18 protein-coding genes are annotated in these 25373 nt (G+C 66.5%); 12 read left to right on the top strand and 6 right to left on the bottom strand.

The features are described from left to right. Positions 1 to 10: 10 nt before the first annotated feature. Positions 11 to 1138, bottom strand: coding sequence for an MFS transporter (locus D0Y85_RS13535; protein WP_117310834.1), 1128 nt, complete (start codon positions 1136 to 1138; stop codon positions 11 to 13). 90 nt (positions 1139 to 1228) lie between these two features. On the opposite strand from D0Y85_RS13535, the gene D0Y85_RS13530 reads away from it, so the two are divergent. Further along, positions 1229 to 2017, top strand: coding sequence for a helix-turn-helix transcriptional regulator (locus tag D0Y85_RS13530; protein WP_025876489.1), 789 nt, complete (start codon positions 1229 to 1231; stop codon positions 2015 to 2017). A gap of 64 nt (positions 2018 to 2081) precedes the next feature. On the opposite strand, the gene D0Y85_RS13525 is transcribed toward D0Y85_RS13530, so the two are convergent. Genes D0Y85_RS13525 through D0Y85_RS13510 form a run of 4 tightly spaced genes read right to left on the bottom strand, consistent with a single transcriptional unit; the run spans position 2082 to position 6310 of the window. Next, positions 2082 to 2807, bottom strand: coding sequence for a hypothetical protein (locus D0Y85_RS13525; protein WP_133119351.1), 726 nt, complete (start codon positions 2805 to 2807; stop codon positions 2082 to 2084). A gap of 27 nt (positions 2808 to 2834) precedes the next feature. Beyond that, on the bottom strand, positions 2835 to 4526 hold the full coding sequence (locus D0Y85_RS13520) for a pseudouridine synthase (protein WP_117310833.1): 1692 nt from the start codon (positions 4524 to 4526) through the stop codon (positions 2835 to 2837). Continuing rightward, the gene (gene scpB / locus D0Y85_RS13515) at positions 4519 to 5391 is read right to left on the bottom strand and encodes an SMC-Scp complex subunit ScpB (RefSeq protein WP_117310832.1); all 873 of its coding nucleotides are present in this window, start codon (positions 5389 to 5391) and stop codon (positions 4519 to 4521) included. Before scpB ends, D0Y85_RS13520 begins: the two co-directional genes overlap by 8 nt. 13 nt (positions 5392 to 5404) lie before the next feature. After that, entirely contained in the window at positions 5405 to 6310 is a 906-nt protein-coding gene (locus D0Y85_RS13510; protein WP_025876498.1) for a ScpA family protein, read from the bottom strand. Positions 6311 to 6683: 373 nt separating this feature from the next. Here D0Y85_RS13510 and D0Y85_RS13505 point away from each other — a divergent pair, with 373 nt between their 5' ends. The 10 genes from D0Y85_RS13505 to D0Y85_RS13460 all read left to right on the top strand — a co-directional run bounded on the left by D0Y85_RS13505 (position 6684) and on the right by D0Y85_RS13460 (position 20531). Beyond that, positions 6684 to 6983, top strand: coding sequence for a YciI family protein (locus tag D0Y85_RS13505; RefSeq protein WP_117311935.1), 300 nt, complete (start codon positions 6684 to 6686; stop codon positions 6981 to 6983). Beyond that, positions 6980 to 7255 (top strand): BolA family protein, encoded by a 276-nt coding sequence (locus D0Y85_RS13500; RefSeq protein ID WP_117310831.1) that lies wholly within the window; start codon positions 6980 to 6982, stop codon positions 7253 to 7255. Before D0Y85_RS13505 ends, D0Y85_RS13500 begins: the two co-directional genes overlap by 4 nt. A 164-nt stretch (positions 7256 to 7419) precedes the next feature. Further along, a complete protein-coding gene (locus D0Y85_RS13495; RefSeq protein ID WP_025876505.1) occupies positions 7420 to 8442 on the top strand; it encodes a LacI family DNA-binding transcriptional regulator in 1023 nt (340 codons plus the stop codon). A gap of 76 nt (positions 8443 to 8518) precedes the next feature. Beyond that, positions 8519 to 11575, top strand: a complete 3057-nt coding sequence (locus D0Y85_RS13490; protein WP_117310830.1) for a TonB-dependent receptor — start codon at positions 8519 to 8521, stop codon at positions 11573 to 11575. A 244-nt stretch (positions 11576 to 11819) separates the two neighbouring features. Then, positions 11820 to 13424, top strand: coding sequence for a glucoamylase family protein (locus D0Y85_RS13485; RefSeq protein ID WP_117310829.1), 1605 nt, complete (start codon positions 11820 to 11822; stop codon positions 13422 to 13424). Between the two features lie 4 nt (positions 13425 to 13428). Next, positions 13429 to 14769 (top strand): sugar ABC transporter substrate-binding protein, encoded by a 1341-nt coding sequence (locus D0Y85_RS13480; protein ID WP_117310828.1) that lies wholly within the window; start codon positions 13429 to 13431, stop codon positions 14767 to 14769. Continuing rightward, on the top strand, positions 14766 to 15647 hold the full coding sequence (locus D0Y85_RS13475; protein ID WP_117310827.1) for a sugar ABC transporter permease: 882 nt from the start codon (positions 14766 to 14768) through the stop codon (positions 15645 to 15647). The genes D0Y85_RS13480 and D0Y85_RS13475 overlap by 4 nt, the downstream gene beginning before the upstream one ends. Further along, complete coding sequence (locus D0Y85_RS13470) at positions 15644 to 16480, top strand: carbohydrate ABC transporter permease (RefSeq protein ID WP_117310826.1); 837 nt, start codon at positions 15644 to 15646, stop codon at positions 16478 to 16480. The genes D0Y85_RS13475 and D0Y85_RS13470 overlap by 4 nt, the downstream gene beginning before the upstream one ends. Continuing rightward, positions 16477 to 19644, top strand: a complete 3168-nt coding sequence (locus tag D0Y85_RS13465; protein WP_117310825.1) for a discoidin domain-containing protein — start codon at positions 16477 to 16479, stop codon at positions 19642 to 19644. Before D0Y85_RS13470 ends, D0Y85_RS13465 begins: the two co-directional genes overlap by 4 nt. Positions 19645 to 19646: 2 nt before the next feature. Continuing rightward, positions 19647 to 20531, top strand: a complete 885-nt coding sequence (locus tag D0Y85_RS13460; protein ID WP_117310824.1) for an endonuclease/exonuclease/phosphatase family protein — start codon at positions 19647 to 19649, stop codon at positions 20529 to 20531. 115 nt (positions 20532 to 20646) lie between these two features. Here D0Y85_RS13460 and rne read toward each other — a convergent pair whose 3' ends face one another. Then, entirely contained in the window at positions 20647 to 23955 is a 3309-nt protein-coding gene (gene rne / locus D0Y85_RS13455; RefSeq protein ID WP_117310823.1) for a ribonuclease E, read from the bottom strand. Between the two features lie 406 nt (positions 23956 to 24361). Here rne and D0Y85_RS13450 point away from each other — a divergent pair, with 406 nt between their 5' ends. Then, on the top strand, positions 24362 to 25336 hold the full coding sequence (locus D0Y85_RS13450; RefSeq protein WP_049467068.1) for an RluA family pseudouridine synthase: 975 nt from the start codon (positions 24362 to 24364) through the stop codon (positions 25334 to 25336). The last annotated feature ends 37 nt before the right edge of the window (positions 25337 to 25373 follow it).

The following is a 25373-nucleotide window of genomic DNA, read 5'->3' as shown; positions in this document are numbered from 1 at the left end:
GCAGCAATTCCTAGGCCAGCGCGCTCCGCGGACGCAGCAACCACAGCGCCAGCACTGCACAGGCGATGATGGATGGCGCCAGCATCTGCAGTGCGCTGACAACGGCCATCGCCGCGCCGATCAGCAGGTAGTAGAGCAGGCCGAACAGGGCGCCGGCACTGCCCAGGCAGTGTGCATAGCCGCGTAGTGCCTGCCCGAGCACGTTGGGGATGGCCAGGCCGAATCCCGCCACGACCGGCAGCATCGCCATCACCATGACCGGTTGCCCGCGCAGCAGCGCGGCCAGGACACCACCAGCCAGTACCAGCGATGCCGCGATGCGGATGCGCGTCAACGCAGGGACGCCGGTACGCAACAGGCGGCCATTGGCCCAGGCGCCCAACGCCGAACCCAGCGCCAGCACCGCACCGCTGGCGCCGAACCAGCTGGCCGGCCAGTGCAGGCGTGCGAACACGAACGGCCCCAGCGCGTACCAGCTGTACATGGCCACGTTGAAGGCCATGACCAGCAGCGCGTGCGACCAGATCCAACGGTCGCCCAGCAGTTGCCGCAGCAGGGGCCGCAGCGGTACGGGCGCGATCTGCGCGGGCCGGCTTTCACGCAGCCCGGTCACGCAGCCGAGCATCAGCAATGCAGCGATCAGCAGCAGGCCGGCCTGCACGCCGGCATAGCCATCGGCAGCGACCAGCAGCGAGCCCAGTGCCAGCCCGATCGCCGGGCTCAGCGCCAGCGCCATGCCAATCCAGGAGAACGCCTGCGCCAGCGCGGGCCCTTCAAGGTGGTCGCGCAGCACGGTCTGGGTCACCACCGAGGCGGCGGCGGCGCCCAGGGCCGCCAGCATCTGCGCAGCCAGCACCTGGCCGAACGTGCCGGCCGCCAATCCGCCCAGTGCCGCCAGCACGAAAACGCACAGGCCACCCAGCAGGGCGGGGCGACGGCCAACGCGGTCGGCCAGCCTTCCCCACAGCAGCACGCCCAGCGCAAAGCCCAGCAGGTACAGGCTCATCGCCTGGCTGGCAGCGCTGGCTGGCAGGGTGAAGCGTTGCGCCAGATCGGCCAGCGCCGGGCTGTACAGGGTCTGCGCCAGCTGCGGAAACATCAGCAGCGCAATGGTGAGGGACAGCAGGCGAGGCGACATCGGCGTGCTCCGGAAACAGGGGCGCGCATTGTCGTGGCCATGCCGATGGCGCACTCTAGTGATTACGACAGTAGATGGATGAAATCGGACATGGCGTGGCTGCAGCCCGACGCTCGCTTCGATGCCGATGCCTGGAGCGCCCCGGTGATCGGTATCGCTGCCACGCTGGCCGAGCATGACTCCGGTTGGCACCAGCACGCACGTTCGCAACTGCTGTACACGCGCGCCGGTTGCACGCGGCTGACGTTCGGCGATCGCATCAGCCTGTTGCCGCCATCGCGCGCGGCGTGGATTCCGGGTGGTCTGCTGCACCGCGCGCAGATGCGACAGGCGGTGGACTATCGGTCGCTGTACTTCGATGCCACGCTGTCGGCGCAGTTGCCGCAGCAGCCAGCAATCATTGGTGTCGGTCCCCTGCTGCAGGCGCTGCTGGAGCCGATCGCGCAGGCGCCGTTCGCACATGACTGGCAAGCGCCGCGAGCGGGGCATCAACTAGCGCTGTGCGTGCTTGAGATTGCCGCTGCGCCGGTGGAGCCGATGGAGCTGCCATTACCGCGCGACCCGCGCATCGCCCGCTGCCTGCCGGTGGCCGAGCAGCTGCCGCCCGAACTGGGCGAGCTGGCCCAGCGCAGCGGACTGAGCGTGCGTACGATCGGGCGCCTGATGCAACGCGATACCGGCATGGGCTACCAGGCGTGGCGTCAGCAATGGCGGTTGATGCGGGCCATGGAACTGCTGCTGCTCGGCCATCGTGTCGCGCACGTGGCGCTGGAGCTTGGATTCTCGGCAGAGAGTCCGTTCATCGCCTTCTTCCGCAGCATGGTCGCGACCACGCCTGCGGCGTTCCAGCGCGCCGAAAGCGCTCGAGCGGCAGGGTGAGAGTGGAGTGGTCGCGGCCGAACGCGGGGAAGCGGGCGCACGGGCCCGGCTTCCGTCGCCGTGTCTACTGCTGGGCCATCAGCCAGGCCAATGTGCCGCGATGTGGTTCGGGCACGGTGCTGGACGCGGCATCAAGCAGCATCAGCGATGCCCAGCAGACGTCGGCAGCTGGTGCGGTGTCCATCCGCGGCAGTACCGCCATGGCCCGCGCGCGCGTGCTTTCGTCAGCCATCGAGGCGAGCAGGGCCTCGGTCGCCTCGGCAATCTGCTGTTCAGTGGCAGGGGTTGCGGGTCGCTGTTCGAGCTCGGCGAGGCTGGCCTGGTAGCTCATCTCGAACCAGAAATCGATGTCCTGCGACGGTCGCTTTTCCAGTTCGTTGAACAAGGTCCTGCCTACCTGCGCAATGTCCGAGGCCGTGGTGGCGCGGGCGATCAGTGCGCATTTCTCTACCGGCATTCCGCGCAGCATTGCGGCCAGCAGCTGCGCACGCCGCTCCAGCATGGGGCGGGGCAGGCGGCCGATGCCATCCAGTGCAAGCTGTGCACCGGCGACAGCAGCCTTGTCCTTGCTGCCGGCCTGCTTGATGCGGGTGAGATAGCGCTCATCGACAATCAGCCGACGCAGCATGCGGTCGGCCGGATCGTGCAGGGCCGAAGATTTCGGCCAGGGATTCTGCGTGGCGGCGATTTCCTGCTTGAGCCGGTCGGCAGCGCGTTCGCAGCCGCCGACCAGCAACAGAGCCACCAGCACGGCGCCGATGCGGGCGCCGAGGGACAACATCCGTGTCATCGCTGTGTCCTTCATTGAAGGTGGAGATCAGCCGCCGCGCGGGCCGCTGCGACGCGGGCCACCCGGGCCACGGTTGCCGCCGGGGCCACCCGGGCCGCGGTTGCCACCCGGGCCGCCGGGACCACGGTTGCCGCCGGGGCCACCCGGACCGCGATTGCCGCCCGGACCACCCGGACCACGGTTGCCGCCCGGACGTGCATTGGCATTGCCGCCCGGACGACCGTTGCCGGCCAGACGCGAGCTGCCATACGGACTGAACCCGGGATTGGCATGGTCGGACGGGAAGCTCGGGGCATTGCCCGGATGGCCGTACGGGTGCTTGTTGCCCTGGCCCTGCGAGCGGTTGCCCGCGCCGGCCGGACGACCCTGGCCGCCCGCGCCACCACGTCCTTCACCCCCAAACCCGCCGCGACCCTGGCCGCCACCGGCGCCTGCGCCCGGCCCCTTCGGCTTGCCGTACGGACGGCCCTGGCCGCCTGCGCCCGGACCACGGGCCCCCGGGCCACGAGCGCCCGGACCGGCATTGCGGTGGCCGCTCGGGCCGGTGCTCACGCCATCGGGCACGTACCAGGTACGGAATGCGGCCGGGTTGCCTTCCGGCAGCGAGCGGTCGTTCTTCGGTGCGCGCTGCTTGAACGGACGCTGCGACTGCTTGGCAGCAGCTTCACCGCTGACGGTCAGGCCGCCCTTGAAACCACCACCACCCTTGCCACCGCGACCACGGCCGCGATCTTCGCGCACGTTGTCGAAGCGGCGCAGTTCGCGGCCTTCATCGGCGGTGTTGTGACCGTTGACATAGGCATTGCCGCGGCCACCTTCGCGCACGCGCACGGTGGTCTTGGCGGCACGACGCTGGCCGATCACCGGCTGCAGGGTCAGGGCCGAGGGCGCGCCTTCTTCCAGCTTCAGCTCCGCGCGCAGCGCTTCGACCTGGCTGCCCGGCAGTTCGACGGACTGGCCGCGGGCCAGTTCGCGCGGCAGGCTGACCTTGCCGTAGCGGGTGCGCTTGAGGCGGCTGACCTGGCAGCCCTGCGATTCCCACAGGCGGCGCACTTCGCGGTTGCGGCCTTCCTTCACCACGACGCGGAACCAGTCGTGCGAATCGGTGCCGCCGATGCGTTCGATCTCATCGAACTTGGCCGGGCCATCTTCCAGCGCGACGCCACGGGTGAGGCGGTCGACGATGGCATCAGCCACCTTGTCCTCGCCTTCCGGGGCGCGCACGCGCACCACGTACTCGCGCTCGACCTCGAAGGACGGGTGCATCATGGCATTGGCCAGCTCACCGTCGGTGGTCGCCAGCAGCAGGCCGGTGGTGTTGATGTCCAGGCGGCCGACGGCGATCCAGCGGGCACCCTTCAGCGCGGGCAGGGATTCGAACACGGTCGGGCGACCTTCGGGGTCTTCGCGGGTGGTCACTTCGCCTTCCGGCTTGTTGTAGACCAGCACGCGCGACGGCTCTGCCAGCGCGGTGGCGACGAAGCCGCGGCCGTCGAGCTCGATCCTGTCGCCGCTCTTGACCGACATGCCGGTCTGGGCGACTTCACCGTTGACCTTGACCAGGCCTTCGGCAATGCGCTGTTCCAGCGCACGACGCGAGCCGAGGCCGGCCTGGGCCAGGACCTTGTGCAGGCGTTCTTCCAGCTTGAACTGTTCGGACGTGGCTTCGCGCTTGAGCGAAAGCTTGTTCAACGAGGGCTTGCGGGGGGTGTCACTCATCAGTTTTGCTCCGGCCGACGGTTTCGAGGTCGGCCTCTGGTTCGGAATCGGCTTGGTCAACAGCCACGGTCGTCTTCGCGACGGCGTTGTCTTCGCGTTCGTTCACTGTCACCGCGCGCTCGCCCGGCGCGGAATCGGGGTGCCCATCATCGGAGGGCGAAGGTGCTTGCTCATCGTCGGCCGCCGCAGGAAGTGCGTCGGCAGAATCGGGGGTGTCGCCGGCGGTCGTGCCAGCGTCGTCATTTGCAGCGGCGTCCGGGTCGTCGCTCACGTCCGGGCCGTCGGCACTGGCGGCGAGGGGGGCGTCACGATCCAGCGCCAGCTGCGGTTCCAGGTCGCCCAGGTCCTTCAGCTCGGACAGCGGCGGCAGTTCGTCCAGGCGTTTCAGCCCGAAGTAGTCCAGGAAGCCCTTGGTGGTGCCGAACAGGGCGGGCTTGCCAGGCACGTCGCGGTGGCCGACCACGCGGATCCACTCGCGCTCTTCCAGTGCCTGGATGATGTTACTGCTGACCGCCACGCCGCGCACCTGCTCGATCTCGCCACGGGTGATCGGCTGCCGGTAGGCGATCAGGGCCAGTGTTTCCAGGGTGGCGCGGGTATAGCGGGTCTTGCGTTCGGTCCACAGCCGGCTGATCCAGCCATGTACTTCGGCGGTCACCTGGTAGCGGAAGCCCGAAGCCACCTCCACCAGTTCCACGCCACGGTCCTGGCAGCCCTCGCGCAGCCGTTCCAAGGCACGTTCGATGCTGCCCGGTGGTGCCGGCTCATCTTCCGGGAACAGGTCCTTCAGCTGGGACAGGGTGAGCGGCTGGCTGGAGGCCAGCAGCGCACCTTCGACAATGCGGTTGATCAGCGTTTGATCCATCGGCAGTCAGCGCTCACTCGTTTTCATTGGCGGCGTCGTTGTCGTCGAACTCGCTGCTGAACTGCAGCGGGGCATTGGTATTGCCGGCGGCCAGGGACTTCACGTAGATCGGCGCCAGCGGTTCTTCCTGCACGAGGTCCAGCAGCTGCTCCTTGGCCAGTTCCAGCACGGCCAGGAACGTGACCAGCACACCCAGCTTGCCTTCTTCGGCGGTGAACAGGTTTTCAAAACGATAGAACCTGCCGTCTTCAAGCCGCCCCAGCACTTCACCCATGCGCTGCCGGACACTCAGCGCCTCGCGCTTGATGGCGTGGCCGGTGAACAGCTCGGCGCGCTTGAGCACGTCGTGCAGCGCCATCAGCATTTCCTTCAGGTCCACCGGCGGCGGCAGCTTCACTGCGGCGCGCTCGGGCATGAAGGCATGTGCCACGGTGGTGTCACGGTCCTGCCGGGGCAGGGCGTCGATATCCTCGGCGGCCTGCTTGAAACGTTCGTACTCCTGCAGCCGTCGCACCAGCTCCGCACGCGGATCGGCTTCCTCTCCCTCCACGCTGGGGGGGCGGGGCAGCAGCATGCGCGACTTCACTTCCGCCAGGATCGCCGCCATCACCAGGTACTCGGCGGCAAGCTCGAAACGCAGCTCGCGCATCACGGTGATGTATTCCACGTACTGCCGGGTGATCTCGGCCACGGGAATGTCCAGTACGTCCAGGTTCTGCCGGCGGATCAGGTACAGCAGCAGGTCCAGCGGTCCTTCAAAGGCGTCCAGGATGACTTCCAGCGCATCCGGCGGGATGTACAGGTCCTGCGGAATCTGCAGGACCGGTTGCCCATGCACCACGGCCAGCGGCATTTCCTGCTGCTGGGGGGCGGGCGGCCGGGTTGGCGTGTTCGCGTCGAGCGCGAGTTCGGAAGTCATCTAATGGAGATCAGGATTGCAACGGACCAGTCGCGGTAGCTGACACACCGGGCAACTGCCACGGACCGCCAGGACACCAGGCGCGCCTGTCTCGGCGCGGTTCCACACATCAAACAACAGGGCGCTCCGCAGGACACGGCAGCGACAGGACTACGGGGAGGTCGTCTACGTGGCCCGGTCGGGTTGACCGGTTCGAAGCAGCGGGTCGGTCGTCGGGGGCTGCGTTGGCCGCAAAAACCGACGGGCTGCTGCATCCAGCCACGTGCAATGGCCTCTAGGGTAAGCCTTTGCCGCGCCAGTGTCCAGCCGAGGCCGGGCAGGCGGCGGGATTGGCTAGAATCGGCCCACCAGCAACGCAAGCGAGGACATGCCGGTGTGGTACGTGATTGAAGGATATGACGGCCAGGATGTGCTGGCCCAGCGGCTGCAGGCGCGGCCCGAGCACCTGGCGCGGCTGGCAGCGTTGCGCGATGAAGGCCGCCTGCTTGTGGCCGGGCCGTGTCCGGCGATCGACAGCGAAGACCCGGGCCCGGCAGGGTTCAGTGGCTCGGTGGTGATCGCCGGCTTCGACTCGCTGCAGCAGGCCCAGGCTTGGGCCGATGCCGACCCCTACGTCGCCGCGGGCGTCTACGTGCGGGTGCAGGTCCGTCCATTCCGCAAGGTGCTGCCGTGAACGCGGAACGGATCGAGCAGATTCGTGATGCGCTGCAGCAGGCGCTGTCCCCCAGCGTGCTTGAGATCGAAGACGACAGCCATCGCCATGCAGGCCATGCCGGAGCGCGCGATGGTCGCGGCCATTTCAACGTGCACGTGGTCAGCCAGCGCTTCGCGGGAATGGCCCCGCTGGCGCGTCATCGCGCGGTCTACGCCGCCTTGGGCACGTTGATGGAAACCGACATCCACGCGTTGTCCATCCGCGCGCATACCCCGTCAGAACAGGGCTGAGGCCTTGTCCCGCGCTGTCCTGGCAGGTCCGTTGATGGGCCTGCCAGGGACAGGTTTCCGTGTCCGTTTGCGGACATTCGTCTAACGGACTGTTTACAAGCGCAGATGGAAACGCTTACATTCCGCGCCAATGCTGGTAGGTCCAAGCCGTGGAGGGCGGCTTCGTGAACAAGGCAGCCATAACAATCAAAGACGTCGCCCGTGAAGCCAAGGTCTCTGTGGCCACCGTTTCGCGCGCGCTCAACGGGCATGAAAATGTCGCCGAACCGGTCCGCCAGCTTGTGCTGGAGGTGGCCGCACGGCTGCGTTACACCCCGCATGCCGCCGCCCGCAGCCTGAGCAGCCGCCGCACCAATACGGTGGGCGTGGTGCTTCCGGACCTGTACGGCGAATTCTTCTCCGAGTTGATGCGTGGCATCGACAACGTCGCCCGCAGCCGGCGCCAGCACCTGCTGGTGTCGAGCTATCACGGCGACCAGGAGCAGCAGGGTGCAGCCCTGCGTGCCATGCGCGGCCGGGTCGACGGTCTGCTGGTGCTCTCGCCCTATGCGGAGAGCCCGGGGTTCCTGACCGACAACCTGCCGCAGGCATTGCCGACGGTACTCATCAACACCTACCTGCCTGGGCAGGACCATCCGGTGTTGAGCATCGATGACCATGCAGGGGCGATGGCGATGACCCGCCACCTGCTCGATGCTGGCCATCGCCGCATTGCATTCATTTCTGGCCCGGACCTCAACTTCGACGCGCGCGAGCGCCTGCGCGGCTTCCGTGACGCGCTGGCGGCATTTGGCAGCGGCGCCGAAGGCATCGAGCTGCCCGGTGATTTCGACGAAGCTTCCGGCCATCGCGCCGGTCAGGAGTTGCTGGCAGCCGGCACGCTGCCCGATGCCGTATTCGCCGCCAACGACATGATGGCCCTGGGTTGCCTGTATGCCTTCGCGCAGGCAGGTGTCCATGTCCCGACCGATGTCGCCCTGGCCGGCTTCGATGACATTCCGCTTGCGCGTTTCGTTCACCCGTCGCTGACCACCATGCAGGTCAGCATTGCCGAACTGGGCGATCGGGCGATGTCGCGTTTGTTGCAGTTGATGGACGGCACCTCCACGGAAGGGGCAGGGGACAAGCAGACCCTGGTCCCGCGCCTGATTGTTCGCGATTCCACCACTCCGCCATCCGGCCATTGAAGCCAGAGGCGTTCCTTCTTTTTTGATTGATCGCAGGTGCCGCGCAAGCGGTCACCGCCACCCGGAGATTGAGTTGATGATGCATTCCACTATCCGCACGCCGGCCCGCCGGCTGCTGAGCACCGCACTGGTCAGCTGCCTGATGCTGGCCGCCGCCCCGAACGTCATGGCGCAGTCGGCCAACGCCAGTCTGCGCGGCCAGGTGTCCGGCGCCCAGGCCGGTGCCGAAGTCACCGCCACCAACGTCGCCACCGGTACCGTCCGTCGCGGCACCGTGCGCGCCGACGGCAGCTACTCGCTGATGGGCCTGGACCCGGGCACCTACAACGTGGTCGCCAACGGCCAGACGCAGAAGGTCACCGTCACCGTCGCCTCGACCGCGACGCTGAACTTCAGCGAGGCGGCTGCCGGTGGTACCGGCTCGACCGCCGCCACCAACCTGGACACCGTCAACGTCGTCGCACCGACGCTGCTGCAGGAAGTGCGTACCTCCGAAGTGGGCAAGACCGTCAGCCTGCAGCAGATCCAGACCACCCCGCAGGTGTCGCGCAACTTCCTGGAGTTCGCCGACGCGGTGCCGGGCCTGATCTTCACCCGTGATGCCAAGGGCAACACCTCGCTGCGCGGCGGTGCCACCAACTCCGACGGCACCAACGTCTACATCGACGGCGTGGGCCAGAAGAGCTACGTCAAGGGCGGCGGCGTGGCCGGCCAGTCCGGTAGCGCCGGCAACCCGTTCCCGCAGCTGGCCATCGGCGAATACAAGGTCATCAGCGGCAACTACAAGGCCGAGTACGGCCAGGTGTCGAGCGCCGCAGTGACCGCTGCCACCAAGTCCGGTACCAATGAATTCAAGGGTGAGGCGTTCTACCGCTACACCGATGAGGACATGCGCGCCAAGACCCCGGCAGAACGCCAGGGCGGCAAGGACAAGATGGTCTCGGCCGAGAAGGAATACGGCTTCGCTCTGGGCGGCCCGATCATCCAGGACAAGGCACACTTCTTCGTGACCTATGAAGCCAAGCGCTTCGACCTGCCGGTCACCATCGCGCCGGACGGCGCGGTCACCGGTGCTGCCGGCCTGCTGCCGCCCGCAGGCGCCGCCGGCCTGGGCCCGGCCAGCCAGCCGTTCCAGCAGGATCTGATCTTCGGCAAGATCGACTTCGAGCCGACCGACAACGATCGCATCGAGCTGACCTTCCAGGACCGCGACGAAACCCAGTCGCAGTTCAGTGGCCAGACCTCGCCGGAAGCCGGCCGTGAAGTGGTCAACACCGACCGTCGTTACGCCCTGCGCTGGAACCACAGCGGCGAGCGTTACTACAACGAAATGATGGTCACCCATGAAGATTCGTTCAACAACCCGACCCCGCTGACCCTGGCCAACGGCATCACCTACACCGCACCGGACGGCACCGAAGACCGTACCGTGGTGAAGATCGGTGGCGCATCGGCACTGGATTCGCAGGTGAAGGGCCAGAAGGGCTGGTCGATCGAAGACAACCTGACCCTGGACGGCATCCAGTGGGCCGGCGACCACACCATCAAGATGGGCGTGAAGTACAAGGCGATCGACCTGTACGCCTCCGATGCGGCGCAGATCAATCCGACCTTCACCTACAGCCTGGGCGATCCGGACTTCCCCGATTCCATTCCGTACAAGGCGCAGTTCGTCAAGCCGGTGACCGGCGTGGACGGCGTGTCCGGTGAAGTGCGTTCGAAGTCCAAGCAGTATGGCGTGTTCATCCAGGACGACTGGCAGGTCAACGACCATCTGCAGCTGAACATCGGCCTGCGCTGGGACTACGAAAAGACCCCGACCTACCTGGACTTCGTTACCCCGCAGGCCGTGGTCGACGCGATCTATTCGCAGGATCCGCGCGCCGCCGCCGGCCAGACCTACGCCGATTCGCTGGCGCTGGGCGGCCTGGACATCAGCGACTACATCAGCAACGGCCACAACCGCAAGGCATTCAAGGATGCCTGGCAGCCGCGCCTGGGCTTCTCGTATGACATCAATGCCGACGAGCAGCACGTGATCCACGGTGGTGCCGGCCGTTCGTACGACCGCGACCTGTTCGACAACCTGCAGCTGGAAACCACCAAGCTGGCCCTGCCGCAGCCGACCATCTACTTCCGCAACCCGGCCACCGGCACCTGCATCAACGGCCAGGCCGCCTGCTATGACTGGAACCCGAACCTGCTCAACGGCATCGGCAACCTGCAGAGCCTGGTCGGTGCGACCAGCAATGCAGGCCTGGAAGTGGACCTGCTGAACAACAAGCTGAAGGCGCCGTACTCGGATCAGTTCAGCCTGGGCATGAGCAACCAGATCGGTGACTGGCTGACCGACGCCACCATCGCCCGTACCCTGAGCTACGACGGCTTCGCCTTCACCCTGGGCAACCGTTACCCGACCGGCCAGTTCTTCGATGACCCGCGCCTGTGCGGTGGCACCGAGCCGGGCCTGAGCCAGGCCTGGAGCTGCAACGTGCCGGGCTTCGGCAGCCTGATCATCGGCCAGCAGGGCATCAAGACCCGTGCGACCCAGATCCTGCTGTCGGCGCAGAAGCCGTTCACCAAGGAAAGCGGCTGGGGCACCTCGATCGCCTACACCTGGACGACCGCGCGCCACAACCGCGACATCAACGAGAAGTACGCCTTCGACCGCGGCCTGATCGAGGATTACCCGACCATCCGTTCCAACGGCGCGCCGCGCCACCGCCTGGTGGTGACCGGTTCGTACGCGGGCTTCTGGGGCATCACCTTCGGTGGCAAGATCACCCTGGCTACCCCGACCGCCGTCAATGACTGGTACCCGGTGCCGCAGGCCAGTGGCTACAACCTGCCGACCCCGCAGGCGGCTGTGCCCAACGCCAACGGCAAGTTCCTGGTCGGTGGCAAGATCTTCGGCTACCGTTCGGTCGATCTGCAGGCGACGAAGACGTTCAAGCTGGCGGGCGATACCGAGCTGTACGCTCGCCTGGACATCATCAACGTGTTCAACTTCGACAACTTCTCCACCTACAACTACGTCAAGAGCAACGGCAAGCTGGAGGCCAGTTACAACGAGACCGGCGACATCATCGGTACTCCGCGTCAGGTCAAGGCCGAAGTGGGCTTCCGCTTCTGATCGCGGGAAGTTGATGCAGTACGGAGCCATCGGTTCGCCGAAGGCTCCGGTTTCAACGGCAATGGCCGGCCTTCGGGCCGGTCCATTGCCCACGCCATTGCCGGGCAGGGGGCAATGGCGTGGGCAATGACCGCGGTGTCATCAACCACGTTTCCGTGGTTTTTTAAGACCGCACTTTGTAAACGATTTCAGGTCATTGGACGTTATGCTCTTTCATCGATCAGCCCACCGGAGGAACCGCGCCATGCAGGCACGCCACCTGATGACCGCCGCTGCGATGACCCTGGCCATCGCGGCCTGCAAACCGGCCCAGCAGGAGCCTGCCAAACCGCGCCCGCCAGTGATCCTGATCGAGGCCGACGCACCGCCGCGGCCGATGAAGCCGGAACTGCCGCCGCTGTTTGATGACATCGAGCGCCGCACCTTCCAGTTCTTCTGGGATACCACCAACGAGATCAACGGCCTGACCCCGGACCGCTATCCGTCGCGGCCGTTTGCCAGCATCGCCTCGGTCGGCTTCGCCCTGACCGCCTACCCGATCGGCATCGAGAACGGCTGGATCAGCCGCAACCAGGCCATCGACCGCACCCTGACCACCCTGAAGTTCTTCCGCGATGTGCCGATGGGCCCGCAGCGCACCGGCAAGGCCGGCTACAAGGGCTTCTATTACCACTTCCTGGACATGCAGGAAGGGCGCCGCTACGACAGCTGGGTGGAGCTGTCCTCGGTGGATACCGCGCTGCTGATGATGGGCGTGCTGTTCGCGCAGTCGTACTACGACGGCGACGATCCGCGCGAGAAGGAAATCCGGCAGATCGCCGACACCCTCTACAAGCGGGTCGACTGGCCGTGGCTGCAGCAGCGTGCGCCGCTGATCTCGATGGGCTGGTTCCCCGAGAACGGCTTCATCGACCATGACTGGATGGGCTACAACGAGGCGATGATGGTCTACATCCTTGCCCTGGGCTCGCCCAGCCACCCGGTCAGCCCGGATGCGTGGACGGTGTGGACGCGCACCTACGACAACGACTGGGGCGTCTACCAGGGCCAGGAATACCTGTCCTTCGGTCCACTGTTCGGCCACCAGTACAGCCATGTCTGGATCGACTTCCGCGATATCCAGGATGCGTACATGCGCGAGCGTGGCAGCACCTACTTCCTCAACAGCCGTTCGGCGGCGCTGGCCCAGCGCGAGTACGCCATCGCCAATCCGATGAACTGGAAGGAATATGGCGAGAACGTCTGGGGCCTGACCGCCAGCGATGGTCCGCAGAACACCACCCAGGACTACCGGGGCGAGCAGCGCCAGTTCCGCCATTACTCTTCGCGCGGTGCGGGCCTGCGCGAGAATTTCGATGACGGCACGATCGCGCCGACCGCGGCGATCTCCTCGGTCGTGTTCGCGCCCGAGGAAGTGATTCCGGCCACGCTGGAGATGCACAAGCGCTACGGCGACTACATCTATTCCAGCTATGGCTTCCTGGATTCGTTCAATCCCAGCTTCAACTACGACATCCCGATCAAGACCGGGCGGGTGGTGCCTGATCGCGGCTGGGTCGCCAGCGATTACATCGCCATCGACCAGGGCCCGATCCTGACCATGATCGCCAACTACCGCAACGACTTCGTCTGGGATGTGATGAAGAAGAATCCGTACATCCGCAAGGGACTGGAACGGGCGGGCTTCAGTGGTGGCTGGCTGGCGCCGGAAGGCGAGTTCCAGCCGCTGCTGCTGCAGAAGGATGAAAAGGCCGCAGCGGCACGTGCGGTCGGTATCGCCGAATCGCGTGCGGCCGCCGCGCAGGAACAGAAAAACAATGCCAACCGCAACACCGGCCAGGGGAAGTAACAAGGTGCACGACTGGAAACACCGTCTGCGACGCTGGGCATTGCCTGCACTGGCCGCGCTGGTCATGGCAGGCTGCGCGCGCCCTGAGCAGGGCACCACTACCGTGCGCTTCTGGGCGATGGGCCGCGAGGCCGAGGTGGTCAGCGAGCTGATCCACGAATTCGAAGCGGAGAACCCCGGCATCAAGGTCGATGTGCAGAACATCCCCTGGACCGCCGCGCATGAAAAGCTGCTGACCGCCTTTGCCGCCGACGGCCTGCCCGACGTGTGCCAGCTGGGCAACACCTGGGTGCCAGAATTCGCCGAACTCAACGCGCTCACGCCGCTGCAGCCGTTCGTGCAGCGCTCGACCGTGGTCGATCCGAAGGACTACTTCCAGGGCATCTGGGATACCAACGTGATCCACAACGAGCTGGTCGGGGTGCCGTGGTACGTCGATACCCGCCTCATCTATTACCGCAAGGACCTGCTGGCCAAGGCCGGCTTCGACCATCCGCCGCGCACCTGGGCCGAATGGGACGAGCAGATGGCCGCGATCAAGCGCATGCAGGGCCCGAACCGCTATGCGGTGCTGATACCGATCAACGAGTTCGAGCAGCAGCTGTCGCTGGCCCTGCAGCAGCCCGATCCGCTGCTGCGCGACGACGACACTCGTGGCAACTTCTCCAGCCCCGGCTTCCGCCGCACGCTGGGGTTCTACGCCAACATGTTCGAGCAGGGCTGGGCGCCGAAGATGTCCGAGACCCAGATCTCCAACGTCTGGGATGAATTCTTCCGCGGCTTCAACGTGTTCTACATTTCCGGCCCCTGGAACATCCGCGAGTTCAAGAAGCTGCAGCCGAAGGAACTGGAAGGGCAGTGGGGCACGGCCGCGCTGCCGGGTCCAGACGGTCCGGGCGCCGGCATCGCCGGTGGCACCAGCTTGGTGATCTTCCGCAAGTCGCAGCAGAAGGAAGCGTCCTGGAAGCTGATCGAATTCCTGTCGCGGCCGGCAATCCAGGCGCGCTTCCACGCGATCATCGGCGACCTGCCGCCGCGTCGCAGCACCTGGAATGCACCGTCGCTGGCCAACGATCCGCTTGCCGCGGCCTTCCGTGACCAGCTGGAGCGGGTCAAGCCGACCCCGAAGGTGCTCGAATGGGAGCGCATCGTGCAGGAAATGCGCATCGTCACCGAACAGGTGGTGCGCGGTGGCCTGCCGCAGGACAAGGCCGTGGCCGAACTGGACCAGCGCGTGGACAAGGTGCTGGCCAAGCGTCGCTGGATGCATGAACAACAACGCCTGCAGCGCAGCGCACCCCCCTCGGGTTCGACCAGTGCAGTCGCGGCCGGGAGCCCGCAATGAAACGTACTTCGCTTGCCGGCTGGATCTTCGCCGGCCCCTCGCTGATCGTGCTTGGTGTGTTCTTCGGCCTGCCGGTGGCTTCGGCGCTGGCGCTGAGCGTGACCGACTTCGACCTGTATGCGCTGGCCGACAGCAGCAACCTGCGCTTCGTGGGTCTGGGCAACTACATCGACCTGCTGCAGACCCCGATGTTCTGGAAGTCGCTGTGGAACACCACCTATTTCGTGGTGATCGGCGTGCCGTTGTCGATCGGCGTATCGCTGGGCGCGGCCATTCTGCTCAATGCCCCGGCCGCGCGCTTCAAGGCGCTGTTCCGCACCGCGCTGTTCGCCCCGGTGGTGACCACGCTGGTGGCGGTGGCGGTGATCTGGCGCTACCTGTTCCACACCAGCTATGGCCTGGTGAACTACGGCCTGGGCCATCTGGGCATCAGCCCGATCGACTGGCTGGGCGATCCCAACTGGGCGATGCCGACCATCATGCTGTTCGCGGTGTGGAAGAACTTCGGCTACAACATGGTGATCTTCCTGGCCGGCCTGCAGGCGATCCCGCATGACCTGTACGAGGCCGCGCGCATCGACGGCGCCTCGCGCTGGAAGCAGTTCCTGCACATCACCCTGCCGATGCTCGGCCCGGTGCTGCTGGTGGTCGGAGTGATCACCGTATCCGGTTACTTCCAGCTGTTCGCCGAACCCTATGTGATGACCCGCGGCGACCCACTGCAGAGCACCGTCAGCGTGCTGTATTTCATGTTCGAGGAAGGCTTCAAGTGGTGGAACCTGGGACGCGCCTCGGCTGTGGCGTTCCTGCTGTTCCTGATCATCCTGGCGGTGACCACCGTGATGCTGCGCTTTGGCCGCAAGAGGCAGTTGGTATGAGTCGTGAAATCGGCCAGTCACGCTGGCACCCGTGGATGATCAATGGCGCGCTGCTGGTGCTGGCCCTGGTCAGCCTGGCACCGTTGCTGTGGATGCTGTCGGTGTCGTTCATGCCGCAGGGCGAGGCCACCCATTTCCCGCCGCCGCTGCTGCCGTCCAGCATCACCACGCACAATTACACCGAGCTGTTCGCGCGCACCGGCATGGGCGGCAACTTCGCCAACAGCCTGCTGGTGTCGCTGGCGATCACCCTCGGTTCGCTGCTGCTCAACACGATGGCCGGCTACGCTTTCGCCAAGCTGCAGTTCGCCGGCCGTGAGCGCCTGTTCCAGGTGCTGATGGCGGCGCTGGTGATCCCGGCACAGGTGGCGATGCTGCCGCTGTTCCTGCTGATGAAGCAGCTGGGCCTGGTCAACAGTTTCGGCGGCGTGATCGTGCCGGCGCTGGCCAGCGTGTTCGGCATCTTCCTGGTGCGCCAGTACGCCCGCTCCATTCCCGATGAGCTGCTGGAAGCGGCGCGCATCGACGGGGCAGGGGAGATGCGCATCTTCTTCCAGATCGTGCTGCCGATGCTGAAGCCGGTGCTGGTGACGCTGGCGATCTTCACTTTCATGGGCGCCTGGAACGATTTCATGTGGCCCTTGATCGTGCTGACCGACCAGGAGCACTACACTTTGCCGGTGGCGCTGGCCACCCTCTCGCGCGAACACATCATGGACGTGGAAATGATGATGGCCGGCGCAGTGGTCACCGTGGTTCCGGTGCTGGCGCTGTTCCTGGTGCTGCAGCGGTACTACATCCAAGGATTGTTGCTGGGGAGTGTGAAGGGATGATGCGTGCGATCGCCGTTGGACTGGGCCTGTTGTGGTCTTCCCTGGCGATCGCCGCACCACCGGCGCTGCCCGCGCCGAAGGTGCTGGATGATTTCGACGACATCAGCGCCTGGAAGCTGGTGTTGTCCGACCAGGTCAGCGGCTCGCTGCGGCCGGTCAGTGGTGCCGGCGGTGGCCGTGCGCTGTGCCTGGATTACGACTTCCACGAGGTCTCCGGCTATGTCGGCATCCGCCGCCCGCTGAACATCGAGTACCCGGCCAACTACCGCTTCGGCTTCCAGCTGCGCGGTGATTCGCCTGCCAACGACCTGCAGTTCAAGCTGATCGACGCCAGCGGCGACAACGTGTGGTGGGTCAACCGCCCCGGCTATGCCTTCCCCAAGGTGTGGACGCCGGTGGAGTACCGTCGCCGGCAGATCGACAAGGCGTGGGGGCCATCGCCAGAGAAGGACATGGCGCGCAGCGCGTCGATGGAATTCACGATCTACAGCAAGGTCGGCGGCCGCGGTACCGTGTGCTTCGACAAGCTGACCCTGCAGGGCCTGCCCGCGCAGGATGATTCGGCGCTGCGGCCCTCGGTGATCGCCGATACCGCAACCGCGCTGCAGGACCGGATGATCGACGGCAAGTCCGATACCTTCTGGATCAGCGGTGGGGTCAAGCAGCAGACCATCAGCCTGGACCTGCACAAGAACCGCGAGATCGGCGGTGCGGTAATCGACTGGCTGCCCGACCTGGAAGCCAATCGCTACACCGTGCGGACCTCCGAGGATGGCCGTGACTGGCGTACGGTGCGCGAAGTGACCGCCGGTGGCGGTGGCCGCGACTGGCTGGCACTGCCCGACACCGATGCGCGCTACGTACGTTTCGACCTGCAGGGCGGGCCGAACTGGCGCTACGGCATCCGTGACATCACCCTGAAGCCGCTGGCGTTCGCCGCGACTCCCAATGCCTTCCTGTCCTCGGTGGCGGCCGACCTGCCGCGTGGCGCATTGCCGCGCGCTTACGTTGGCGAGCAGCCGTACTGGACGCTGCTTGGCCTGGACGGTGGCCAGGAACAGGCGCTGATCAGTGAGGACGGTGCGCTGGAGCCGGCCAAGGGCAGCTTCAGCGTCGAGCCGTTCATCCGCCTCGACGGCAAGCTGCTTGACTGGTCGAACGTTGCCATCAGCCAGTCGCTGCAGGATCGGTACCTGCCGATCGCCACGGTCGATTGGGTGCACGAGAAGGCCGGCCTGTCGGTGACCAGCTTCGTGCAGGGCACGCCCGAACGTGCCCAGCTGATCGGACGCTACCGGCTGAGCAATCCGGACAAGGTCGCCCACGAATACACCCTGGCGCTGGCGATCCGCCCGTGGCAGGTCAATCCCCCCACCCAGTTCCTCAACACGGTGGGCGGCTTCAGCCGCATCGACAGCCTGGACGTGGGCGAGCAGCTGGTGCGCATCAATGGCGAACCGCGGCTGTATCCCCTGCAGGTACCGGATGCTCGCTTTGCCAGCAGCTTCGACGGCAAGCTGGATGCGATGCACCTGGCCAGCGGCAAGCTGCCCGGCACTACCGCGGTGAAGGACACCACCGGCATGGCGTCCGGTGCACTGCTGTACACGATCAAGCTCGAACCCGGGCAGAGCCGCGAGGTGGCGATCGTGCTGCCGCAGACCGGCAGCTGGGCGCCGCAGGCACTGGACGTGGCCAAGGCGCAGCAGCAGGTCGCGGCGATGTGGCGCGACAAGCTGGGCGTGGTGACCCTGCAGGTGCCCGCCGCCGGCCAACCGCTGGTGGAAACCCTGCGCACCGCGGTGGCGCACATGCTGATCTCGCGGGTCGGCCCGCGCCTGCAGCCCGGTACGCGCTCCTATGCACGCAGCTGGATCCGCGATGGCGCGATGATCTCCGAAGGCCTGCTGCGGATGGGGCGCAGCGATGCTGTGCGTGACTACGTGACCTGGTATGCGCCCTATCAGTTTGAAAACGGCAAGGTGCCGTGCTGCGTCGATGCGCGTGGCAGCGACCCGGTGCCGGAGAACGACAGCCACGGCGAGCTGATCTACAACATCGCCGAGTACGGCCGCTATACCGGCGACACGGCCTTCCTCGAGAAGATGTGGCCGCATGTGCTGGGCGCCTACAGCTACATGGAACAACTGCGCGGCAGCGAGCGTACCGAGGAGAACCGTGCGCGCAATCCTGCCTTCTACGGGATGATGCCGGCCTCGATCAGCCACGAGGGCTATTCGGCCAAGCCGATGCATTCGTACTGGGACAACTTCTGGGCGCTGCGTGGTTACAAGGACGCCGCGCAACTGGCGGCGCAGCTGGGCAAGGTCGAGGCGATGCAGATCAGCGAATCGCGCGATCAGTTCCGTGATGACCTGCAGGCCTCGCTGCTGTCGGCCATGCAGCAGCACCGCATTGATTACCTGCCGGGCTCGGCCGAGCTGGGTGACTTCGACGCCACCTCCACCACGATCGCGTTGGCGCCGGGCGGCGAGCAGGGGCGGTTGCCGCAACAGGCGCTGGACGCGACCTTCCAGCGTTACTGGAACGAATTCGTCGCACGCCGCGATGGCAAGCGCGAATGGAAGGACTACACGCCGTACGAATGGCGCAACGTCGCCGCGTTCGTGCGCCTGGGATGGCGTGATCGTGCGTGGCAGGCCACCGAGTTCTTCTTCAAGGATCGCGCGCCGCAGGCCTGGAACCAGTGGGCCGAGGTCGTCTCGCGCACGCCGCGCAAGCCGTTCTTCGTGGGAGACCTGCCGCATGCCTGGGTGGCCTCGGACTTCGTCCGCTCGGCGCTGGACATGTTCGGCTACAACCGCGATGCGGATGAGGCGCTGGTGCTGGCCGCCGGCATCCCGGTGGCGTGGCTGCAGGGCGAGGGCATTGCCGTGCAGGGCCTGCGCACTCCGCAGGGGCAGCTCAACTATCGCCTGCAGCGCAGCGACAAGCAGCTGGTGCTGGAAGTGCAGCCCGGGCTGGTGCCGCCGGCCGGTGGCGTGGTGCTGCCATGGCCGTATGCAGGCGAGCCGGGCCAGGCCACGGTCAACGGCGAGGCGGCGGAATGGGTCAACAACGAGCTGCATGTGCACCAGTTGCCGGCACGCGTCGAGATCGATGTGCCCAGCGCGGTGCGCCGCGCCGAACGCAAGGAAAAGTAAGCATGCGAGGTCCGCTCGGAATCGGTCGCGGTTTCTGCGCGCTGGGGCTGGCGATCGCGCTGGCCCTGCCCGGGCTGGCGCCAGCCGCTGAGTCGGCCAGCGCGGCTGACGCGGCCACGGCGGTCGGCGAACCCGGCATGAGCATGGTCACGTTCAACCTGCACCACGACCGCGAGGACTGGCCCAGCCGCCGTCGCACGATCGTGGCCGAGCTCAAGCGCCTGCAGCCCGATGCCATCGCGCTGCAGGAGGTGATCCAGAAGCGCAACGTGCGCAACCAGGCGCAGTGGCTGGCCAGCCAGCTCGGCTACCGGTACGTATTCGTGTCCACCGATCCGGTGGGTGCACCCAAGCGTTATGGCAATGCGCTGCTGACCCGGCGCCCGATCCTGGCGCATGGCGAGCACCTGCTGCTGCCGCTGGATGACTACCGCACCGTGGCCCATCTGCGCATCAACGTGGAGGGCAGGCCGGTCAATGTCTATGCCACCCATCTCAACGAGCGCAGTGACGACGCCGGCCAGAGCATCCGCCGCAGCCAGGTCGAAGACCTGCTGCGTTTCATCGCCGGCAGTTCTGCGGGGGCACCGGTGGTGATTGCCGGCGACTTCAACGCCCTGGTCGATGCCGGCGATCTGAGCGAACTGCGCAGCCACTACGGTGACAGCTACGGCAGCGTGCACGTCAACACCGACCTGGCGGCTGTGAGCACGCTCAACCGCCACTACTACCAGGCGCCGTCGCGGATCGACCACATCTTCTTCCAGCAGGACGAGATGGTCGCGCGCGAAGCGAAGATCCTGTTCGACCAGCCTGATGACGGCGGCCGCTGGGCCTCCGATCACTACGGGGTGTGGACCCGGCTGCAGTTCGCGCCGAAGCCCTGATAACGGCATCGCGTGGCGACGCGGCAGGCGTTCGCTACGGCATCTGATACGTCACAAACAGAAACGGCGGGGATCATCGATCCCCGCCGTTTCGTTGTTGCCGATCAAGGATCGATCAGGCGACCGGTGGCGTGCGCTTGCCGGCGTCTTCGTCTTCTTCCGACGCCTGCGCGTCGGCGGCCTGGGCGGCAGCGTCGGCATGGCCATCGGCGATCGGGTCGACCGGCGCCGGCACGACTGCATCGGCGACCGGCGCAGCGGCGTCCACCGGTGCGGCCTCGACAGCCACCGGGGCGGCCGGCTGCTCGACGACCGGGGCGACTTCAACCTCGGCCTTCGGCTCGGCTGCCGGAGCAGCTTCAACCTCGGCCTTCGGCTCGGCTGCCGGAGCAGCTTCAACCACCGGCGCAACATCGGCCACCACCGGCTTCGGCTCGGCCACCGGCGCAGCTTCGACTACCGGGGTCGGCTCAGAGACCGGGGCGGTTGCGACTACTGCGGCCGGTTCAGCGACCGGAGCTGCTTCGATCGCCGCAGCGGTCTCCACCAGCGGCGACTTCGCCTCGATCACCGGAGCCGCTTCAGGCGCCGGCTGCACCGGCGTCGCTGCGTCGATGGCATCCAGCATGCTGGTCTGCACCGGCGACGGGGCCGGTTCGGCCTTGGCGACTGCTTCCACCGCAGCCGGAGCCTGCACTGCGGCGGCCACCGGAGCGGCTGCTTCGACCACGGGGCTGCTCACGGCAGCAACCGGGGCAACCGCGGCAGCCACTGCAACCGGCGCACGTGCCGGCTTGCCGGCATCTGCAGCGACCGGCTCGACGTCGTCATCGAAATCGAATTCCGGCTGCGAACGCGACGGCTGCACGGCAGCTGCCGGTGCGCCGACCGGAGCCGGGGCCGTCGGCTCGACGGAATCGCTGTCGTTGTCCTCGCCCTCGGCATCATCGCCGTCGTCCAGGTCATCGCCCAGCACGTCGCCGCCAGCGGCGTTCTCGGCGCCACCGCGACGACGACGACGACCGCCACGACGGCCACGGCGGCGGCGGGTTGCGCCTTCACCGGTCTGGTCGCCTGCGGCATCGGTAGCAGCATCTTCGGCAGCCCCGGTCGCAACCACGACCTCGGCATCGGTCTTCGCGACGGTGTCCACGGTGGCGACAGTGCCGGCCACGTTTTCAGTGGCAACGGCCGGTGCCTGTGCCTTTTCTTCCTGCACCGCGACGGTGGCGGCAACTGCGGTCGTGGTGGACACGGCTGCTGCTGCGGTCACGGCATCGGCCGGTGCTTCGGCAGCGGCGCGCTGCGGCTTCTCGGCCGGCTTGTCACCGTCCTGCGGGCGCGGCTGCCTCGGCTGCTTCAGCTTCGGCTGCTGCTGGCCCTGTTCGTTGCGCGGCTTGTTCTGCTGCGGCTGCTGCCCATCCTTCGGCTTGCCCTGCTGCTGCGGCTGCTGCTGGCCATTGCCATTGCCATTGGCCTGGTTGCCGCCGTTGCGGCCATCCTTGCGCTGTTCACCGCGGTCCTTGCGGTTGCCGCCGTCCTTCTGCTGCTGCGCGTTGCCATTGCCATTGCCGCCATTGCCGCGGCTGTCTTCGCGACGGTCCTTGCGGTCCTTGTTGCGATCCTTGTTGCGGTCACGGCGGCCGCCATCCTGCTGCGGCTGGCGTGCGGCCGGTGCCGGTGCGGGGGCCGGTGCCGGCTCGCCGCCAAAGATGCGCTTGAGCCAGCCGACGACGCCGCCACTGGCGGCGGCTGCCGGGGCCGCTGCGGCCACCGGTGCCGGTGCCGGGGCGGCGACCGGTTCCACTTCCTCGCGCACCGGGGCGGGCGAGTTGTGCTTGACCTGGGTCACCATCGGCGGCGGGATGTTCAGCTGGCCCTTGGTCAGCGCGTGCACCGGCAGCTTGCGCGGGGTACCGCGCTGGTAGCTCGGCTTGCCGCTTTCCTCGCCCAGCTCGTTGTCGCGCAGGCGGGTGACGGTGTAATGCGGGGTGTGCAGCTGTTCGTCGGCAACGATCACGATCGGCGCCTCGTGGCGCTTCTCGATTTCGCCCAGCGCGCCGCGCTTTTCATTCAGCAGGTAATTGGCGATCTCCACCGGGGCCTGTACCAGCACCTGCCCGGTGTTCTCCTTCATCGCATGCTCTTCGGCGACGCGGATGATCGACAGCGACAGCGACTCGACGCTGCGCATGCGGCCATGGCCGTCGCAGCGCGGGCAGACGATCTGGCTGGATTCGCCCAGGCTCGGGCGCAGGCGCTGGCGGCTCATTTCCAGCAGTCCGAAGCGCGAGATGCGACCGACCTGCACGCGTGCACGGTCGTACTTCAGTGCGTTGGCCAGGCGGTTCTCGACCTCGCGCTGGTGCTTGTTGGAGGCCATGTCGATGAAGTCGATCACCACCAGGCCACCGAGGTCACGCAGGCGCAGCTGGCGGGCCACTTCCTCGGCTGCTTCCAGGTTGGTCTGGAACGCGGTGTCCTCGATGTCGCTGCCCTTGGTGGCGCGCGAGGAGTTGACGTCGACGGCAGTCAGCGCTTCGGTCTGGTCGACCACGATCGAGCCGCCCGACGGCAGGCGCACGTTGCGCTCGTAGGCGCCTTCGATCTGCGATTCGATCTGGAAGCGGTTGAACAGCGGGATGTCGTCCTTGTAATGCTTGAGCTTGCGCAGGGTCTGCGGCATCACCTGCTGCATGAACTCCTTGGCGTGCTCGTACATCTCCTCGGTGTCCACCAGGATCTCGCCGATGTCGGCGCGCAGGTAGTCACGCAGGGCGCGCACGATTAGGCGCGATTCCTGGTAGATCAGGAACGGGGCCGGCTTGCTCAGCGCCGCTTCGGCGATGGCGCGCCAGACGTTCAGCAGGTAGTCCAGATCCCACTGCAGCTCTTCCGCATCGCGGCCGACGCCGGCGGTACGGATGATGACGCCCATTTCGTCGGGGATGTTCAGCTTGTCCAGGGCATCCTTCAGGGCGGCCCGGTCTTCACCCTCGATGCGACGGGAGACACCGCCGGCACTGGGTGAGTTCGGCATCAGCACCATGTAGCGGCCGGCCAGGGAGATGAACGTGGTCAGGGCTGCGCCCTTGTTGCCACGCTCTTCCTTGTCGACCTGGACGACCACTTCCTGGCCTTCCTTCAGCAGCTCGCGGATACCGGCCTTGTTGTGGTCGACACCGGCCTGGAAGTAGTCGCGGGAGATTTCCTTCAGCGGCAGGAAGCCATGGCGGCCACCACCGTATTCGACGAAGGCCGCTTCCAGCGAAGGCTCGATGCGGAAGATCCGGCCCTTGTAGATGTTGGACTTCTTCTGTTCCTTGGACGGCTGCTCGATGTCGATGTCATACAACGACTGGCCATCCACGATGGCAACACGCAGCTCTTCAGCCTGCGTGGCGTTGATCAGCATTCGCTTCATTGTTGCGTTCCTCGCAAGCGGCTACCGCGCGGAACGCCATGGGGTTTCGCCTCTGGACACGGCTCGCCGCCCATTCGCGCAAGCGCGGGGAGGGCGGCTTGGGTTTCCAGCGCTACGACACCACGGCAGGCCGCGGGAGCGCTTCAATTTTCTGGTTTTGGGTGTTGCAGGGCCGGCGGCAGCTGTCAGCCAGGCTGGAGCGCCGCACGGGACATGTTCAGCGCGACTGCGTGTCAGGCAATCGGCGATGGCCGGGAACGCCGGTGAGCCGCTAACATGGCCGCCCCGCGGGCGGTGGTCGCGCACTGTGCCGGATTCGTCGGAAGCTGGGCTTCTGGCCCTGAGTAACTTCCAACGAAATCAATCCCTTATCTCGCCCCCCGAGTGTAACAGAATAAACAGGCTGATGACTGCACAAGACCCCACCAAGCCGGCCGGCGACAAGCCTTCCGTGCGCATGATCACCGTTCCGGCCGACCGCGCCGGCCAGCGCCTGGACAATTTCCTGCTCGGCCAGCTCAAGGGTGCCCCACGCAGCCTGGTCTACAAGCTGGTCCGCAGCGGCCAGGTGCGCATCAATGGCGGCCGCGCCAAGGCCGAGCGCAAGCTGGAGGCCGGCGACGAAGTGCGGATTCCGCCGGTCCGTCTCAGTGAAGAGGGAGACAAGGCCGGTCCGCCCGAGGCGTTCATGCGCCGGCTGGAGCAGGCCATCGTCTTCGAAGATGCCCGCCTGCTGGCGCTGAACAAGCCGACCGGTGTCGCCAGCCACGGTGGCAGCGGCATCAGCTTCGGCGCCATCGAGACCCTGCGTGCGCTGCGCCCCGGGCAGACCCTGGAGTTGGTCCACCGGCTGGACCGTGACACCTCCGGCCTGCTGATCGTGGCCAAGAAGCGCTCGGCGCTGAGTGAACTGCAGGCGCTGCTGCGTGAAGACCACGGTGCGGGCATCCGCAAGCGCTACCTGACCCTGTTGGCCGGGCGCATGCCGGATGGGGTGATGACGGTCGACGCGCCGCTGCACGTGGGCCTGCGCCAGGGCGGCGAGCGTCATGTGCAGGTCAATGCGATCGGCAAGGAATCGATCAGCCATTTCCGGGTGCTGGAGCGCAAGGGTGGTCATTCCTATTGCGAGGTGCGCATCGAAACCGGCCGCACCCACCAGATCCGCGTGCACGCCCAGCATCTGGGGCATCCGGTGGCCGGTGACGACAAATACGGCGATCCTGCGGTCAACAAGCGGCTTCGTGAGCAGATCGGGCTGAAGCGCTTGTTCCTGCATGCGGCGTCGCTGGAGTTCGCGCTGGACGAGGGCAAGAGCCCGTATGTGCTGAACGCGCCGCTGGCCGATGAGCTGGTCGAGGCGCTGGATCGACTTCGCTAAGGGCGGTTCGGCGGCGCCGGGCGTTTGGCTGGAGCCG

Source organism: Stenotrophomonas sp. G4 (assembly GCF_003428825.1).
Taxonomy (GTDB): domain Bacteria; phylum Pseudomonadota; class Gammaproteobacteria; order Xanthomonadales; family Xanthomonadaceae; genus Stenotrophomonas; species Stenotrophomonas indicatrix.
Note: the sequence above shows the minus strand (reverse complement) of the source record. Positions and strands in the feature narration are given on the sequence as shown.